Here is a 13,499-nt window from a genome sequence, read left to right on the forward strand (position 1 = left end):
CACCGCCACCTCCGCCGCCGCCCATCTGCACGAGCGTGAGCGCGGCACCCGCCCCGCACGTCAACGCCGGCCGCGCCGCCATCGGCGGCATGTTCAACCTGCGCGCCATCAGCACGGGCGACCTGCGCGACATCGGCTTCGCGTGGGACTACTTCTTCACCCGCGTGACCCTGCACCAGGGCGAGGGCGGACGCTGGTACGTCCAGGCGCCCGCCGGCTGCGGCTGAATTGCCGCCGCTGCGTCGGTCGCTCAGTCGCCTGCCGGCTGCCCGGCGAGCTGCGCCGGCCGCTCCTCACGCCCGTCGGGATGGCGGGCGAAGCGCGCCGGGTCGCGACCGTGCACCGGCGCATGGTCGTCCCATGGCCAGCCGCCGAACTGCGTGCGGCGGTAATCGCTCATCGCCTGCGCGATCTCGGCCTGCGTGTTCATCACGAAGGGGCCGTACTGCGCGACCGGCTCGCCGAGCGGCCGGCCCTGCAGCACCAGGAACTCGCCGGCTTCGTCGCCGTTGGCCAGCTCCACCGCGGCATCGGCACGCAGCTCGATCGCGGCGTGGCCGTCCACGCGCTGCCCCGCAACCTCCACCGTCGCGCCCTTGAAGAAGTACAGCACGCGCCGCGTGCCCTCGCCGGTGGCGGGTGGCAGGGTCCAGCGCGCACCGGGCGCCATGCGCAGGGTCCAGATCGCGACGTCGCTGCCGGGCTGCGCGGCCCACGAATCGGGTGGCGGTGCCAGCGGGCCGCCGGCGCCGGGCTCGCCGTCCACCGGGCCGATGCGCCCCGCGACGCTGGCGACCTCGGTCTTGAGGCCTGCAGGATCCACTGCGGTGAAGCGCGGGATGTCCTGCGCCCAGAACATGGTGAAGTGCGGCGCCGCCATCTTGTTGCGCGCCGGCAGGTTGAGCCAGATCTGGAACAGCTCCAGCGGATTCGGCGCATCGGCGTCGAGCAGCGGGAACATCTCGGAATGCACGACGCCGCTGCCGGCCGTCAGCCACTGCACGTCGCCACCGCCGAAGCGCGCGCTCGCGCCCAGCGAATCGGAATGGTCGATCAGGCCGCGGCGCACGATGGTCACGGTTTCGAAGCCGCGGTGCGGGTGGCCCGGAAAGCCCGGCACGGTGGTGCCGTGGTACATGCTCCAGCCGTCCTTGCGGCTGAAGTCCTGGCCCAGGTCGCGGCCGTCCAGCGAAGCGGCGGGGCCCATCCGGCCGTCGGCGCGCGGGTAGGCGTCGTCGTGGTAGGCGCAGAACAGGAAGGGGTCGACGGTCTTCCACGGGAAGCCCAGGGCTTCGATGCGGACGATGGGGCTGGCGGCTTGGCTCATGGGGCGCTCTCCTGTGTGGTTGCGATTGTGCGGACGATCAGCAGCGAAGATGGGGCCGCTCGTCGCGCGATGAAGTGCCGCCGGCAGGACGCAGTCGCGCCAGCCATGCAACGATCTGCGTCGCGTTTGCCATGCTGTTCGGGCAATGGCCGGCAAGGGTGTCGCCGCACAATGGTCGGGTCGCGGGTGATGGCCCGGCGACAGCGCAGGTCCGAACCCACCGCCGCGCGAGCCCTCCTTCGATTCCAAGCGACCCCATGGACCAGCCCTTTGCGCCCGACCCTTCCGCACGCGACCCTTCCGCACGCGACCACCGCCCGTCCGAAGGCAGCGAGCCGGCCCGGGCCGCCATGCGCACCGAGCCCTTGCCGCTGACGCCGTATGGCCTGCGGCGCCGGGCCAAGCGTTTCGCGACGCGGCCCTTTCTGGGCGTGCTTGGGTACTACGCGCTGGGCATGGGCTCCTTCGCGGCGATGGCCGCGGTCAACCTGCCCGGCAGTGCGGTGTCGGTCATGGTCTGGCAGGCCGCCATGGTCACCGCGCCGGTCGCACTGGCGATGGCGCTGGCAGCCGGGCGCTGGTGGGTCTGACACGAAGCGCGGACGCGATCCTGCCTGTGGTCCGGTGCCTTCCTACAACTCGCCCATGCGCGCAAGGGCTAATTTGTCGGCAAGGAGTTAAAGACCATGCCCATTGCCACCCCGCCCCCGGACATCGACCCGACCATCGTTCCACCGGCGCACAAGCACCCGACCGATTCGCAAGCCCGGGAAACGGGCGTCGGGTCCAATCCCGCCAAGTCACCTTACCCGATGACGGGCAACGACAAGCACGTCGCCGACCTGGTGAAACTGTGGCCGGAGGATCGTGCTGCATCGTCGTTCTTCCTGGCCTGGCAACTCGGCCACTAGCCAGGCACGTACGCGGTGGAGGACTGCGATGGCGGCGCTTTTCGCGATTCGATACCTCTGGTTGCGCCTGCGCAACGACGAAGACTCGCCGCGTCCGGCGTGATTCAGTGGTGATGCCCATGTTCGCCATGGACGTGGCGGTGGGCGATCTCTTCGGCGGTGGCTTCGCGCACGCCGGTCACCGTCAGCGCGAACTTCAGTGATTTGCCGGCCAGCGGATGGTTGCCGTCGAGCAGCACCTGCGGGCCCTTGATCTTCGTCACGGTGTAGACCTGGGGCTCGCCCTGGTCGTTGCGGCCTTCCAGTTGGCCGCCTACCTTCACGCCGGGCGGGAATTCGGTTTTCGGAATGGTCCGCAGCAGCGACTCGTCCCGCTGTCCGAATGCATCCTCGGGTTGCAAGTGAAGGGTGGCCTGGAAGCCGACGGTCTTGCCCTCCAGCGCCTCTTCGATCTTCGGGAAGGTGTTCTCGTAGCCGCCATGCAGGTAGACCATGGGCGTGCGCCCTTCGTCGATGAGCTGGCCGGTGGTGGCATCCGTGACCTTGAAGCGCAGGGTGACGGCGGTGTCTTTCTGGATGTTCATGGTGCGAAAGGCTGGCTGTAAAGGTGAAAGGCCGGATTCTCGGTCAGGTCCGCCTGTCGTCCGAGCCCCACACGGTCACGGTGCACAGGCCGACGACGGCGTACCGGGGGCCCCCGGATAACGAGTCGACGTTTTGTTCAAAAAGTCTGGAGCTGGCCCATGCCACACGACACCCCTTCTTCCACCGCAGCCGACTACAAGCTTTCCTCGGTCGTGGTGCTGACCGGTGCCTCCAGCGGCATCGGCCGCGCGACCGCGCTGGCTTTCGCCGGCGAGGGCGCGGACCTCGTGCTCGCCGCGCGCGATCGCGAGTCGCTCGACGTGGTGGCGGCCGAATGCAGCGAAGCCGGCGCACGCGTGCTCGTGCAGCCCACGGACGTCACTGACCCCGAGGCCGTCAAGCAGCTCGCCGCCGCGGCGCTCGACCGCTTCGGCCAGATCGACGTGTGGATCAACAACGTGGGCATCGGTGCCGTGGGTTTGTTCGACCAGACGCCCATCGAAGCCCATCGCCGCGTGGTGGAGGCCAACCTGCTGGGCCACATGCACGGCGCCCATGCCGTGCTGCCGCATTTCCGCACGCGCGGCTGCGGCACGCTGATCAACATGATCTCGGTCGGTGGGTGGATTCCTGCGCCCTACGCCGCCGCCTACAGTGCCAGCAAGTTCGGCCTGCGCGGTTTCTCCGAGGCCCTGCGCGCCGAGTTGGTCGACCTGCCCGACGTGCACGTGTGCGAGGTGTACCCCACCTTCGTCGACACGCCGGGCATGACGCACGGCGCCAACTACAGCGATCACCGCCTGACCCCGCCTCCCGGCCTGGTCGATCCGCGGCGCGTGGCGAATGCGCTGCTGTCCCTCTCGCGCAAGCCGCGCGGCGCCACCTACGTCGGCGCCGGCGCGCGCTCGGGCATCTGGGCCCATGCCATGGCGCCCGACCTGGTGACGCGCGCCATGCGGTGGATCACCGAGCGCAGCCTGTCGCGCGCCGAACCTCGGCCGCACACCGACGGCAACCTGTTCCAGCCTTCGGTGGGGAACGCAATCGACGGCGGCTTCGGCTCGTCGAAGCTGGCCGGCAGGCCGAACGCAGTCGCCGGGATGGCGGCCGCGGCGGTCGGGCTCGCTGCGCTGGTGGGGTGGCTGGCGCTGAAGCGGCACCGCGTCTACTGACGGGGCGCCGCCGCCCGCGGCTTCAGAACTCCTGCGACACCGGCCGCAGCACCACTTCGTTGATGTCCACGTCCTTCGGCTGCTCGACCGCGTAGACCACTGCGCGCGCCACCGAATCCGCGGGGATCTGGTTCGCGTCGTAGAAGGCTTTGACGCCCGCTGCCGCTTCGGCGTCGGTGCTGCCGTGCTTCAGTTCGGATTCGACGGCGCCGGGCGAGACGATGGTCACGCGCACGCCGCTGTTCCCGACTTCCACGCGCAGCCCCTCGGAAATGGCACGCACCGCATGCTTGGTGGCGCTGTACACGGTGCCGATGGGCGTGAACACCTTGAGGCCCGCGATCGACGCGACGTTCACGATGTGGCCGCTGCCTTGTGCCTGCATGCGCGGCAGCACGGCGGCGATGCCGTAGAGCACGCCCTTGATGTTGACGTCGATGGTGCGGTCCCACTCGTCGACCTTGAGGCGGGCGATAGGCGACAGCGGCATCACGCCCGCGTTGTTGACCAGCACGTCGATGCGTCCGAAAGCTTCGACGGCCGCATCGGCCAGGCGCTCGAGGTCGGCGCGCTTGGCCACGTCGGTGGCGACCGCGATCGCTTCGCCGCCGGCCTCACGGATCTCGGCGACCACCTTGTCGAGCCGGTCGGTGCGGCGGGCCGCGAGCACGACGCGGGCGCCGCGTGCGGCCAGGTGGCGGGCGGTCGACTCGCCCAGGCCGCTGCTGGCGCCGGTGACGATGGCAACCTTGCCGCGGATGTTGTCTTGAACGTTGGTGGACATGAGAGCTTCCTTTCGAGGAGGGTGGTGAGTGGATGGACGTGAGTGTGGAAAATCCTGGCATTCCCGTAAATGAAACTCTGGCGAGTACAGAATTCCTCGAACCGGAATACCATCGAAGCGCCGCATGTCCAACCGTCTCGAAGCCCTCCGCGTGTTCTGCGCCGCCGCCGACGCGGCCAACTTCCGCGATGCCGCCATCCGCCTGTCGGTGTCGCCGCAGGTCGTCACGCGCGCGGTGCGCGAGCTCGAAGACGAGCTGGGCGAGCCGCTGTTCCACCGCAGCACGCGCGGCGTGCAGCTCACCGACTTCGGGCGCACGCTGGCCGAGCAGGCGCGCGGCGCGGTCGGCGGCGTCGATGCGCTGTTCCATCGCAGCGACCGGCGGGCACTGTCGCAGCATGCCGGCACGGTGCGCCTGAGCGTGCCCAACGTGTTGGGCCGGCGCTTCATCCCGCACGCGCTGGCGCCGGTGCTCGAAGCGCATCCCGGCCTGGTGCTCGACCTGCGCCTGTCGGAGCAGATGGCCGATGCGGTGGGGCAGCACATCGACGTCGGCGTGCGGGTCGGCCGCCAGCCCGACAGCCGCTTCGTCGCACGTTCGGTCGACCGGATGGCGCTCAAGGTGGTGGCGGCGCCGGCGCTGGTCGCGCGCACCGGCGTGCCCGGCAACCTCGACGAGCTGCAGCGCATGCCGCTCACCGCCTTGGTCGATTCCAACTCGGGCCGGCTCTGGTCCTGGGCCTTCAGCCGCAAGCGCCAGATGCCGGTCGCCACGCCCGCCTTCGTCACAGACGACACCGACGCCGAATGCAGCGCCGTGCTGGCCGGCATCGGCTTCGGCCAACTGGTCGCGCCGCTGGCCGACCCGTGGCTCGCGTCGGGCCATCTGGTGTCGGTGCTCGACGCCGACGCGCCCGAGCCCTGGCCGGTGCACGTGTGGCGCGCACAGCGCACGCCGGTGCCGGCACGGGTGCGCGTGGTGTACGACGCACTGGTGCGAATGCTCGCCAGCGGCACCACGCCGCTGCGCTGAGCGGCGACGCGCGGGCGCGAACGCGGCCTACTTCAGATCGCAGGCTTGGCGCATCCGCGCGTGCGGATGAGCGCGGGACAGTGACCTTTCGACCAAGGCCGCCATCATGAAACCGAAGCAACTGTTCGCGCTGTGCCGCCAGGCCGTCAACGCCTGGGTGGACGACTACGCGCCCAGCATGGGCGCTGCCATTTCGTACTACACCATCTTCTCGCTGGCGCCTTTGCTGATCATCGTGATCGCCGTGGCGGGCGCCTTGTTCGGCCGCGAAGCGGCGCAGGGCCAGATCGTCGGGCAGGTGTCGGGCCTGGTGGGGCAGGACGGCGCGAAAGCGATCGAGGCGATGCTCGCCAGCGTGAGCGAGCCGGACAAGGGCCTGATCGCCGGGGCTATCAGCCTGGTGGTGCTGCTGATCGGCTCCACCACCGTGTTCGCGGAGTTGCAGAGCGCGCTCGACCGCATCTGGCACGTGCCGGAGCGCGAGAAGCCTTCGGGCGTGTGGGCGGTGCTGCGCGCGCGCGTGTTGTCCTTCGGCCTGATCATGGGGTTGGCGTTCCTGCTGATCGTGTCGCTCGTCGTGAGCGCGGTGCTGGCCGCCTTCGGTAACTGGTTCGGCGGACTGGTGCCGGGCTGGGAGGCGTTGCTGCAGGTGCTCAACCTGCTGATCTCGCTCGGCATCATGACCTTGCTGTTCGCCATGATCTACAAGCTCATGCCGACGGCGCGCATTGCCTGGCGCGACGTGTGGATCGGTGCGCTGGTCACGGCGGTGCTGTTCGAACTGGGCAAGCTCGGCATCGGCCTCTACCTGGGCAAGAGCGGTGTCGACGAATCCTTCGCCGCGGCCGGCTCGCTGGTGGTGCTGGTGGCCTGGGTGTACTACGCGGCGCAGATCTTCCTGCTCGGTGCGGAGTTCACCAAGGTCTATGCGGACGCGCACGGCTCCACCTCGGGCATGAAGGCCATGGCCGCCACCGACGTGCATGCACAGGAGGCGGCCGAGGGCACCGACCGCGTCAGCGCGGATGGCAGCGCGCCGGTGGGGCCGGCACCGATCCCGGACTATGCGGGCATCGGCCAGACCGCCCGCGTCCAGCACGAGGTCGACCAGCGCGTGCAGGTCGCGCAGGCCGCGCTGTTGCGTCAGCTCATGTGGCTCGGCGCGCTGACGGTGGGCAACCTGGTGGCCGAGCGGTGGTGGCGCCGCGGCAAGCGCCACGAGCGCCAGCTTCGGAAGACCCACAGGGCCAGGCTTCGCTAGGGCGTGCGGGCGTCGGCGTCGGTGTTGTCGCCGCCGGTGGCGGTTGCGCGTGCCGTGCCGCGCTGCTTCGCCGCCTCGACGAAGCCGAGCGCCAGCAGCACGACCGCGTCCTCGACCTCTTGCGCCGACGGGGCCGTGACACTGGCCGCTTGCGTTCGCAGCACGCCGGCCAGCGCATGTGTCAGCACGAAGGCCTGCGCCTCGCTCAGCTGGATCGCATGTTCGCCCGACGACAGCTGTCCATTGGGACCGCAGGCCTGGATCAACGTGGTGTAGAGGGGCGACAGGCGTCCGGTGCCGTAGTGCGTCAGCGCGTACTCGATGAGCCGCCGATGCACCAGCCCGCGACCGCCGTAAGCACCTCGCACCGCCCGCACCACGCCGCGAATGCGGTCGCCCGCAACCACGGGCGGCGTGTTCAACGCCTTCAGCACGTTGTCGGCCAACGCACCGATCTCGCGCGCCGAGAGTGCATCCAGCATGGCCTGCTTGTCCTTGAAGTACTGGTACACCGACCCGATGCTGACGCCCGCCCGCACGGCGACCGCGTTGGTCGTCATCGCATTCGGATCTTCCTGGTCGAGCAGCTGCATGGCAGCTTCGAGCATCAGATCGACCTTGTGCTGCGCCCGGGCTTGGCGGGGGTTGCGGCGTGCGTCGTCCGGATCGGTTGGAACTCTTCGGGGCATCGGGTGTGCTCAGATTGGGGGGGCTGGGGTCGATGAGCGGGCTCATCCTATTTCGCGTCTGCGCGGGGATCAACAGCTGGTCCCGAATCGGGCTGGTGGCGCATGAAGAACTCGGCCAAATTGGCGCACGGGCGCTGAGAATCGTTGTTGCCATGTCCGGCACACCATGCCTCCAGCCGCCGGACCATCGATCGTTCGAATAACGGCGGTATCAGCGCCGCCAAGAGCATGACGGGATACGAGGCCGGCAGCCGAGGACTGTCGACGAAGCCGCGAAGTCGAAAGTATGGGAGCGAGGGACGAAGGTGATGATGGCCGTGATACGCGTGATTGAGTGTCACGAAGGCTTGCATCACGCACCTGTCCTCCCATGAATATCCAGTTGCGACTGGACTCGGCGAGAGATGATCCGACAAGCCCCAGTGCTGGATGTATGTGATCGCCTGCATGGTGAACGCGGTGCCCACGATGACCGTGAGATAGAACAGAACACCGCGCCAGCCTGCAGCGATGGCGAAACAGGCCACGGCAAAGAACGTCACGAGCGCCGTGCCGGCAATCCGGTTGCGCCATGCTGAACGGCCGTGGCGGACCTGGTGCAACCGTTCCCACTCTTGCGCCACCCGGAACGATCGAACGTATCTCCTGAACGCGTAGCCGTAAACGGATTCGTCGAGCTCCGGGCTGTCTCCGTTGTCGAGCCCACCGACGCTCACGTGGTGAGACCAGTGCTCCTCGACCATTTGGAAATAGCCGATGCTGCCGGCGATGAATCGCGCGGCGAGCCGGTGCCTCTTGAAAGGCCGATGCATCAGTTCGTGTGCAACGGTCAGGTTGAGCGATGTGACGACCCAGAACGACAAGCCGAACAAGGCCAGCTGCAAAGCGTCCAGCTGCGCCACGAGCCACATGGTCCAAGGAAGAACCAGCGACCACGACAGAAGGTGCAACCATGGAACGGCGTGCAGCATCATGAATTCCGCCTTCGACATGTCGTCGATTTCCATCGATCGAGCGGCGTCATCCGGCAGCAGCATGCGGACTATCGGAAGCACGACGAAGAAGAACGCGAACACGAACCATGGCGCGCCGACGACGACGCCGGAGACCAACAATGCCATGGGCGATAGTGCGAGCAAATAGCCGAAGGCCCTGGGAGCAATGCGCATGTTCACTCGTCAAGCAATCCGTTGTCATGGGCCAGCTTGGCTGCCAAGGCTCGCGACGTAACGTTCAGCCTCATGGAAAGGCGCGCGAATCGTTGATCGATCGTCGCAGGATGGCTGTCGAGCAACCTGGCAATCTCTTTGGATTTGAATCCTCGATGCGCAAGTTGAAGCAGACGTATGTCGATCGGGCGTAGGGCCAACCGGTGTGCAAGTTCGGCCTTGAGCTTCTGAGTCCACCATTCGAGCAGTTCGACCGCAATGGCGCGAAGCCACACCTTGGCCGATTCGATGGACTCGCTGTTGAAGTAGCTGGCATCGTCACTCGTCAGATAGAGCACACCCATTCGAGAGCGTCCTTGCGCTGTGTGGCAAGGAACGACGGCGATGCTGCTGAATCCGGCCGCCCGTGCGTGCTGACGGAAAGCGCGTTGTCCCTCTGTGCGAAGCGGAATATCGTCCCCAACCGCGACTTTGGAGTTGTGCTGCGCGTAGATGAGGAAGGGATCGATCGCGAACCAGCGTTGCTCGAGGTAGCGCGTGCACCAATTCGCGTGGCAAGCGACGATGTAACGGTAGCTACCGAAGTCCTCGTCGTTCTTGACGAAGGATGCAAACACTGCGCCGTTGCAAGCAAGCAGGCCTGTGATCTCTCTCAGGATCGCAGTGGCTTCCGCAACATGATCAGCCTGGGAGATCTGGCGCAGTGCTTCGTTCAATCGACGAAGAACGACCGGATCGTCAAGCGACGCTGCTAGGCGGCTGGTCATCGCTGTCGTTCGACGTGCCGAACAAGCGTTCGAAGTGGTGCTTGACGAAGGCCATCAAGCCGGGCGCATGGTGTCGAAACTCTTCCGCTTCGATCCATTCCAGGAAAGTGTCTCTGCTCTCGAACAGCACGGTCATCTCAAAACTTCCAACCCCGAAAACCTTTAGCTTCCGAACGATTCCGATCGCCTTCTTGTTCGACACCCGAATGACTTCGAATCCGAGCTCGCCGCCACTGATCGACGCCGCGAGCGATGAGCTACATGCTGTCGCGCGCATCGGAATGCACCTCCAAGTATCCGCAGTTGGCGCAAGGCAAATCGAGAGATGCGGGCCGCGCGTCGACGGGCCATGTCATCGCCTCCTCGAAGTCGCAGCGGATGCAATTCGTGATGAACGCTGCAAATGGTTGAAGACAGGCGACGCAGACGAAGTCGTCATGGAACTCGTTGGGTTCGAAAAGTTCGAAGGCGTCAGCTTCGGCGTGACGACAATAAGGGCAGACGATCTCCATCCTTGTACGGCACACGGTGGAGTCTGTGCCTTCTCCCCGGGGCTATGGCTGTCAGTTCGATGCGGCCCCCCACCCGAGTCGATCGGGCCGCTTCGCCCTGCGGCACGATGCTCGCAGGGCAAGAAATGCTAGCGAATTCCGAACTGTGAATTGGGGTGACTTTTCACCTCAGACCACTCGCGTAGGCTGGCCGCTGCTGTTGCTGTACAGAGCCATGCATCCATCCAGGCAACCGGAGCAGCCGAAGAAGTCGTAGCTGGGATTCCGGTACTTGACGTGATGGACGAGGGCGCCACCGCATTGTTCACAAGGGAACGCCGTCACCGTGCTGCAGTCCGGCAGGACATCGTTCGTCGTGCCCAACTGCTGCAGCGATTGGCTGCTTGCGGCCGCCAACCTGTGTGAGATGTAGTTGACTGTCGTGCAGATGAACTCTTCGAGAAATTGCTCGAACTCCGAACATTCACCATGGACCTCGTAAACCATACCGCTCCTTGCGTAGTGGCGGCGGACGCCGCGCCTCCAGGAACGATAGGAGACAAGCTGCGTTCCGGGCGGTCAGATCTGCCGAGGCAATCTGACATTCGCCCACCTCCTCGACTCACACCGCGCCCACGCTCCCCGTGATCGGCAGCACGATCCCCGTGATGTAGCTCGAGCAGCAAGGCGCCGCCAGGAACACATAGGCCGGCGACAGCTCTTCCGGCTGCGCGGGGCGCTTCATGTCGGTGTGCTTGCCGAAGTCCTGCACATCCTTGCCCGAGCGGTCGGCGGGGTTGAGCGGCGTCCATACCGGCCCGGGTGCGACGGCGTTGACGCGGATGCCCTTGTCCAGCAGGTTGCTGGCCAGCGACTTGGTGAAGGCGTGGATGGCGCCCTTGGTGGTGGAGTAGTCCAGCAGGTGGCTGCTGCCTTCCAGCCCCGTGACCGAGCCAGTGTTGATGATCGAGCCGCCGGCCGGCAGGTGCGGCACGGCGGCGCGCGCCATCTGGAAGTAGCCGTAGATGTTGGTCTTGAAGGTCAGGTCCAGGCGTTCGTCTGTGATGTCCTCGATGCTGGCCGCGTGCAGCTGGAAGGCCGCGTTGTTGACCAGGATGTCGAGCTTGCCGAAGGCTTCGATGGTTTCCTTCACGGCGCGCTGGCAGAAGGCCGGGTCGCGCACGTCGCCGGGGATCAGCACGCAGTGCCGGCCTTCCTCATGGATGCAGCGGCGCGTTTCCTCGGCGTCGACCTGCTCGTCGGCCAGGTAGACGATGGCGACGTCGGCGCCCTCGCGCGCATACAGCAGCGCCACCGCGCGGCCGATGCCGGAATCGCCGCCCGTCACCAGCGCCACCATGCCGTCGAGCTTGCCGCTGCCCAGGTAGCCCGTCGCCTGAAAACGCGGCTGCAAGGCCATGTCGGCTTCGAGGCCGGGCTTTTTCAAGTGCTGCGCCGGCATCGGGTTCTCGGGCTCGGGGCGGTGGCCGGCCTGCACGGGCGCCTGGCTCGGCCTGGCGTCGCCGGCCGCGCGGTCCTTGGCGTCCTGTTCGCGCTGCACCTTGCGATGCTCCGCGCCGACGTCGGCGGTCGGCTTGTTGTCGATCTCGGTGTTGTTGGTGTTCGGCATGACGTTTCCTGCAGGCTGTAGTTGGATGAAGAGGGGGTGACGATCACCGTAGTCAGGCGGCCCTAAGGCCGATGTCGTCCGATGCCGCGTCGCCCTCGCAGACTCGACCAATTCCCACAGCGGGAGCCGGCCGGGGACTGCGCGGCCTCAGGCAAGCGGCATCGACGCTCCACGCAACACCAAACACCTTCATCGATGAGCACTCCTCCCGCCGACATCTCACGCGGTGCCGACTCCGATGAACGCGAGAAGTGGTGGGCCAAGCTCGGCCCAGGCTTGATCACGGGCGCGGCCGACGACGATCCGAGCGGCATCGCCACCTACTCGCAGGCCGGTGCGCAGCTGGGCTACAGCGTGGGCGGCACGCTGCTCTTCACCTATCCGCTGATGGTGGGCATCCAGCTCGCGAGCGCGCGCATCGGCCGCGTGACCGGCAGGAACCTCGTGCTGGCCTTCGCGCGCATCTGCCCGCGCTGGCTGGTGGCGTCGCTGGTGCTGCTGCTGCTCGTGGCCAACGTGATCAACCTGGGCGCCGACCTCAACGCCATGGGCGACGCGGCGGCAATGGTGCTGCACGGGCATGCGGCCTGGTATGCCGTGGGCTTCGGTGTGCTGTCGCTGCTGCTGCAGGTGTTCCTGCCGTACGAGCGCTACGTGCGCGTGCTCAAGTGGCTCACGCTCACGCTCTTCGCCTACGTCGGCGTGGTCTTCGCCGTCGACGTCGACTGGCCCGCGGCGCTCAGGGGCCTGTTGATGCCGTCGTTCGCCTGGAACAAGGACAACGTGACGACGGTGGTCGCGATTCTCGGCACCACCATCAGCCCCTATCTGTTCTTCTGGCAGGCCGCGCAAGAGGTGGAAGAGATCCGCCGCGTGCCGCACGACCAGCCGCTGCGCACGGCGCCCGCCCAGGCGGAGCGCCAGTTCCGGCGTCTGCGCGTCGACACCGCCGTGGGCATGGGCTTCTCGAACCTGATCGCCTTCTTCATGATCACCGCCACCGCGGCGACGCTGCATGCCCACGGCCAGACGGATGTGCAGACCACGGCGCAGGCTGCCGCGGCACTGAAGCCGGTGGCGGGGGACGCGGCCTTCCTGCTCTTCGCGCTCGGCATCGTGGGCACCGGCATGCTGGCCCTGCCGGTGCTCGCCGGCTCGGCGGCCGATGCGGTGGCCAGCTACTTCAACGTGCGCCGCGGCCTCAGCATGCCACTGGCGAGGGCTCGCAGCTTCTACGGCATCCTGGCCGCGGCCATGGCGATCGGCGTGGCGATCAGCGTCTCGGGCATCAACCCGATCTCGGCGCTCTATTGGTCGGCGGTGATCAACGCGGTGATCTCGGCGCCGGTGATGGTGGCGGTGATGATCGCGGCCAGCAGCACCAAGGTGATGGGCAAGATGACCTTGCCGCTCAAGTGGAAGGTGCTGGGCTGGCTCGCGACGGCGGCAATGACGGCGGCGTCGGTGGCGCTGCTCGTGGTGTCGGCCATGTGAGGCGTCGTGAGCTGCCGTGACCTGCGCGCGGGCGCAGGTCGTCAACCCACGAAGCGCCGGTGGTCGTGCGCGATGCGCTCGAGCGCGTAGTCGGCGATGTGCGCGACGGCCGGGGCCGGCTGTCGGACGTGGCGGCGCGCGCTCGCGCCTGTATATTCATCCAGACCGCCGCATGCCCGACCACGC

Annotated in this window: 17 protein-coding genes; 8 read left to right on the forward strand and 9 right to left on the reverse strand. The window is 67.1% G+C overall.

What is annotated here, in order from left to right:
• Positions 1–227, forward strand: a 227-nt coding sequence (locus tag B0W80_RS32260; RefSeq protein ID WP_218668980.1) for a hypothetical protein, incomplete at its 5' end; no start/stop codon positions are given.
• 23 nt (positions 228–250) lie between these two features.
• Here the strand turns inward: B0W80_RS32260 and B0W80_RS32265 are convergent.
• On the reverse strand, positions 251–1,327 hold the full coding sequence (locus B0W80_RS32265; protein WP_077003237.1) for a pirin family protein: 1,077 nt from the start codon (positions 1,325–1,327) through the stop codon (positions 251–253).
• A gap of 257 nt (positions 1,328–1,584) precedes the next feature.
• Here B0W80_RS32265 and B0W80_RS32270 point away from each other — a divergent pair, with 257 nt between their 5' ends.
• Both B0W80_RS32270 and B0W80_RS32275 read left to right on the forward strand, forming a co-directional pair.
• On the forward strand, positions 1,585–1,917 hold the full coding sequence (locus B0W80_RS32270) for a hypothetical protein (RefSeq protein WP_077003238.1): 333 nt from the start codon (positions 1,585–1,587) through the stop codon (positions 1,915–1,917).
• A 96-nt stretch (positions 1,918–2,013) separates the two neighbouring features.
• Entirely contained in the window at positions 2,014–2,238 is a 225-nt protein-coding gene (locus B0W80_RS32275; protein ID WP_077003239.1) for a hypothetical protein, read from the forward strand.
• Positions 2,239–2,342: 104 nt separating this feature from the next.
• Here B0W80_RS32275 and B0W80_RS32280 read toward each other — a convergent pair whose 3' ends face one another.
• Complete coding sequence (locus tag B0W80_RS32280; protein WP_077003240.1) at positions 2,343–2,822, reverse strand: peptidylprolyl isomerase; 480 nt, start codon at positions 2,820–2,822, stop codon at positions 2,343–2,345.
• A 159-nt stretch (positions 2,823–2,981) separates the two neighbouring features.
• On the opposite strand from B0W80_RS32280, the gene B0W80_RS32285 reads away from it, so the two are divergent.
• Positions 2,982–3,995, forward strand: coding sequence for an SDR family oxidoreductase (locus B0W80_RS32285; protein WP_077003241.1), 1,014 nt, complete (start codon positions 2,982–2,984; stop codon positions 3,993–3,995).
• A gap of 22 nt (positions 3,996–4,017) precedes the next feature.
• Here the strand turns inward: B0W80_RS32285 and B0W80_RS32290 are convergent, their stop codons facing one another.
• Entirely contained in the window at positions 4,018–4,779 is a 762-nt protein-coding gene (locus B0W80_RS32290; RefSeq protein WP_077003242.1) for an SDR family oxidoreductase, read from the reverse strand.
• 124 nt (positions 4,780–4,903) lie between these two features.
• Between B0W80_RS32290 and B0W80_RS32295 the strand changes: the two genes are divergently transcribed.
• Complete coding sequence (locus tag B0W80_RS32295; RefSeq protein WP_077003243.1) at positions 4,904–5,812, forward strand: LysR family transcriptional regulator; 909 nt, start codon at positions 4,904–4,906, stop codon at positions 5,810–5,812.
• Positions 5,813–5,918: 106 nt separating this feature from the next.
• Positions 5,919–7,073: a YihY/virulence factor BrkB family protein gene (locus B0W80_RS32300; RefSeq protein ID WP_083745778.1), complete on the forward strand. Its 1,155-nt coding sequence runs from the start codon at positions 5,919–5,921 to the stop codon at positions 7,071–7,073.
• On the opposite strand, the gene B0W80_RS32305 is transcribed toward B0W80_RS32300, so the two are convergent.
• From B0W80_RS32305 to B0W80_RS35775, 4 genes are all read right to left on the reverse strand, one after another.
• Positions 7,070–7,681, reverse strand: a complete 612-nt coding sequence (locus B0W80_RS32305; protein ID WP_077003244.1) for a TetR/AcrR family transcriptional regulator — start codon at positions 7,679–7,681, stop codon at positions 7,070–7,072. The two genes, B0W80_RS32300 and B0W80_RS32305, sit on opposite strands and share 4 nt — an antisense overlap.
• A 128-nt stretch (positions 7,682–7,809) precedes the next feature.
• Positions 7,810–8,931: a fatty acid desaturase gene (locus B0W80_RS32310; protein WP_077003245.1), complete on the reverse strand. Its 1,122-nt coding sequence runs from the start codon at positions 8,929–8,931 to the stop codon at positions 7,810–7,812.
• A gap of 2 nt (positions 8,932–8,933) precedes the next feature.
• Complete coding sequence (locus B0W80_RS32315) at positions 8,934–9,698, reverse strand: autoinducer binding domain-containing protein (RefSeq protein ID WP_077003246.1); 765 nt, start codon at positions 9,696–9,698, stop codon at positions 8,934–8,936.
• Positions 9,670–9,834 (reverse strand): hypothetical protein, encoded by a 165-nt coding sequence (locus B0W80_RS35775; protein WP_179107076.1) that lies wholly within the window; start codon positions 9,832–9,834, stop codon positions 9,670–9,672. Before B0W80_RS35775 ends, B0W80_RS32315 begins: the two co-directional genes overlap by 29 nt.
• Positions 9,835–9,950: 116 nt before the next feature.
• On the opposite strand from B0W80_RS35775, the gene B0W80_RS35780 reads away from it, so the two are divergent.
• Positions 9,951–10,109 (forward strand): hypothetical protein, encoded by a 159-nt coding sequence (locus tag B0W80_RS35780; protein WP_179107077.1) that lies wholly within the window; start codon positions 9,951–9,953, stop codon positions 10,107–10,109.
• Between the two features lie 269 nt (positions 10,110–10,378).
• Here B0W80_RS35780 and B0W80_RS32325 read toward each other — a convergent pair whose 3' ends face one another.
• Both B0W80_RS32325 and B0W80_RS32330 read right to left on the reverse strand, forming a co-directional pair.
• The gene (locus B0W80_RS32325; RefSeq protein WP_077003248.1) at positions 10,379–10,696 is read right to left on the reverse strand and encodes a hypothetical protein; all 318 of its coding nucleotides are present in this window, start codon (positions 10,694–10,696) and stop codon (positions 10,379–10,381) included.
• A gap of 115 nt (positions 10,697–10,811) precedes the next feature.
• The gene (locus B0W80_RS32330) at positions 10,812–11,819 is read right to left on the reverse strand and encodes an SDR family oxidoreductase (protein ID WP_077003249.1); all 1,008 of its coding nucleotides are present in this window, start codon (positions 11,817–11,819) and stop codon (positions 10,812–10,814) included.
• Between the two features lie 195 nt (positions 11,820–12,014).
• Between B0W80_RS32330 and B0W80_RS32335 the strand changes: the two genes are divergently transcribed.
• Positions 12,015–13,313: an NRAMP family divalent metal transporter gene (locus B0W80_RS32335; RefSeq protein WP_077003250.1), complete on the forward strand. Its 1,299-nt coding sequence runs from the start codon at positions 12,015–12,017 to the stop codon at positions 13,311–13,313.
• Positions 13,314–13,499: the final 186 nt, after the last annotated feature.

It is taken from the genome of Variovorax sp. KK3, from assembly GCF_001984055.1.
In the GTDB taxonomy this organism is placed as follows: Bacteria; Pseudomonadota; Gammaproteobacteria; order Burkholderiales; family Burkholderiaceae_C; genus Variovorax.

Coding starts and splice junctions, on each gene's coding strand:
- B0W80_RS32265 (WP_077003237.1), bottom strand. CDS start 1,327: ATGAGCCAAGCCGCCAGCCCCATCGTCCGCATCGAAGCCCTGGGCTTC.
- B0W80_RS32270 (WP_077003238.1), top strand. CDS start 1,585: ATGGACCAGCCCTTTGCGCCCGACCCTTCCGCACGCGACCCTTCCGCA.
- B0W80_RS32275 (WP_077003239.1), top strand. CDS start 2,014: ATGCCCATTGCCACCCCGCCCCCGGACATCGACCCGACCATCGTTCCA.
- B0W80_RS32280 (WP_077003240.1), bottom strand. CDS start 2,822: ATGAACATCCAGAAAGACACCGCCGTCACCCTGCGCTTCAAGGTCACG.
- B0W80_RS32285 (WP_077003241.1), top strand. CDS start 2,982: ATGCCACACGACACCCCTTCTTCCACCGCAGCCGACTACAAGCTTTCC.
- B0W80_RS32290 (WP_077003242.1), bottom strand. CDS start 4,779: ATGTCCACCAACGTTCAAGACAACATCCGCGGCAAGGTTGCCATCGTC.
- B0W80_RS32295 (WP_077003243.1), top strand. CDS start 4,904: ATGTCCAACCGTCTCGAAGCCCTCCGCGTGTTCTGCGCCGCCGCCGAC.
- B0W80_RS32300 (WP_083745778.1), top strand. CDS start 5,919: ATGAAACCGAAGCAACTGTTCGCGCTGTGCCGCCAGGCCGTCAACGCC.
- B0W80_RS32305 (WP_077003244.1), bottom strand. CDS start 7,681: ATGCTCGAAGCTGCCATGCAGCTGCTCGACCAGGAAGATCCGAATGCG.
- B0W80_RS32310 (WP_077003245.1), bottom strand. CDS start 8,931: ATGCGCATTGCTCCCAGGGCCTTCGGCTATTTGCTCGCACTATCGCCC.
- B0W80_RS32315 (WP_077003246.1), bottom strand. CDS start 9,698: ATGACCAGCCGCCTAGCAGCGTCGCTTGACGATCCGGTCGTTCTTCGT.
- B0W80_RS35775 (WP_179107076.1), bottom strand. CDS start 9,834: ATGACCGTGCTGTTCGAGAGCAGAGACACTTTCCTGGAATGGATCGAA.
- B0W80_RS35780 (WP_179107077.1), top strand. CDS start 9,951: ATGAGCTACATGCTGTCGCGCGCATCGGAATGCACCTCCAAGTATCCG.
- B0W80_RS32325 (WP_077003248.1), bottom strand. CDS start 10,696: ATGGTTTACGAGGTCCATGGTGAATGTTCGGAGTTCGAGCAATTTCTC.
- B0W80_RS32330 (WP_077003249.1), bottom strand. CDS start 11,819: ATGCCGAACACCAACAACACCGAGATCGACAACAAGCCGACCGCCGAC.
- B0W80_RS32335 (WP_077003250.1), top strand. CDS start 12,015: ATGAGCACTCCTCCCGCCGACATCTCACGCGGTGCCGACTCCGATGAA.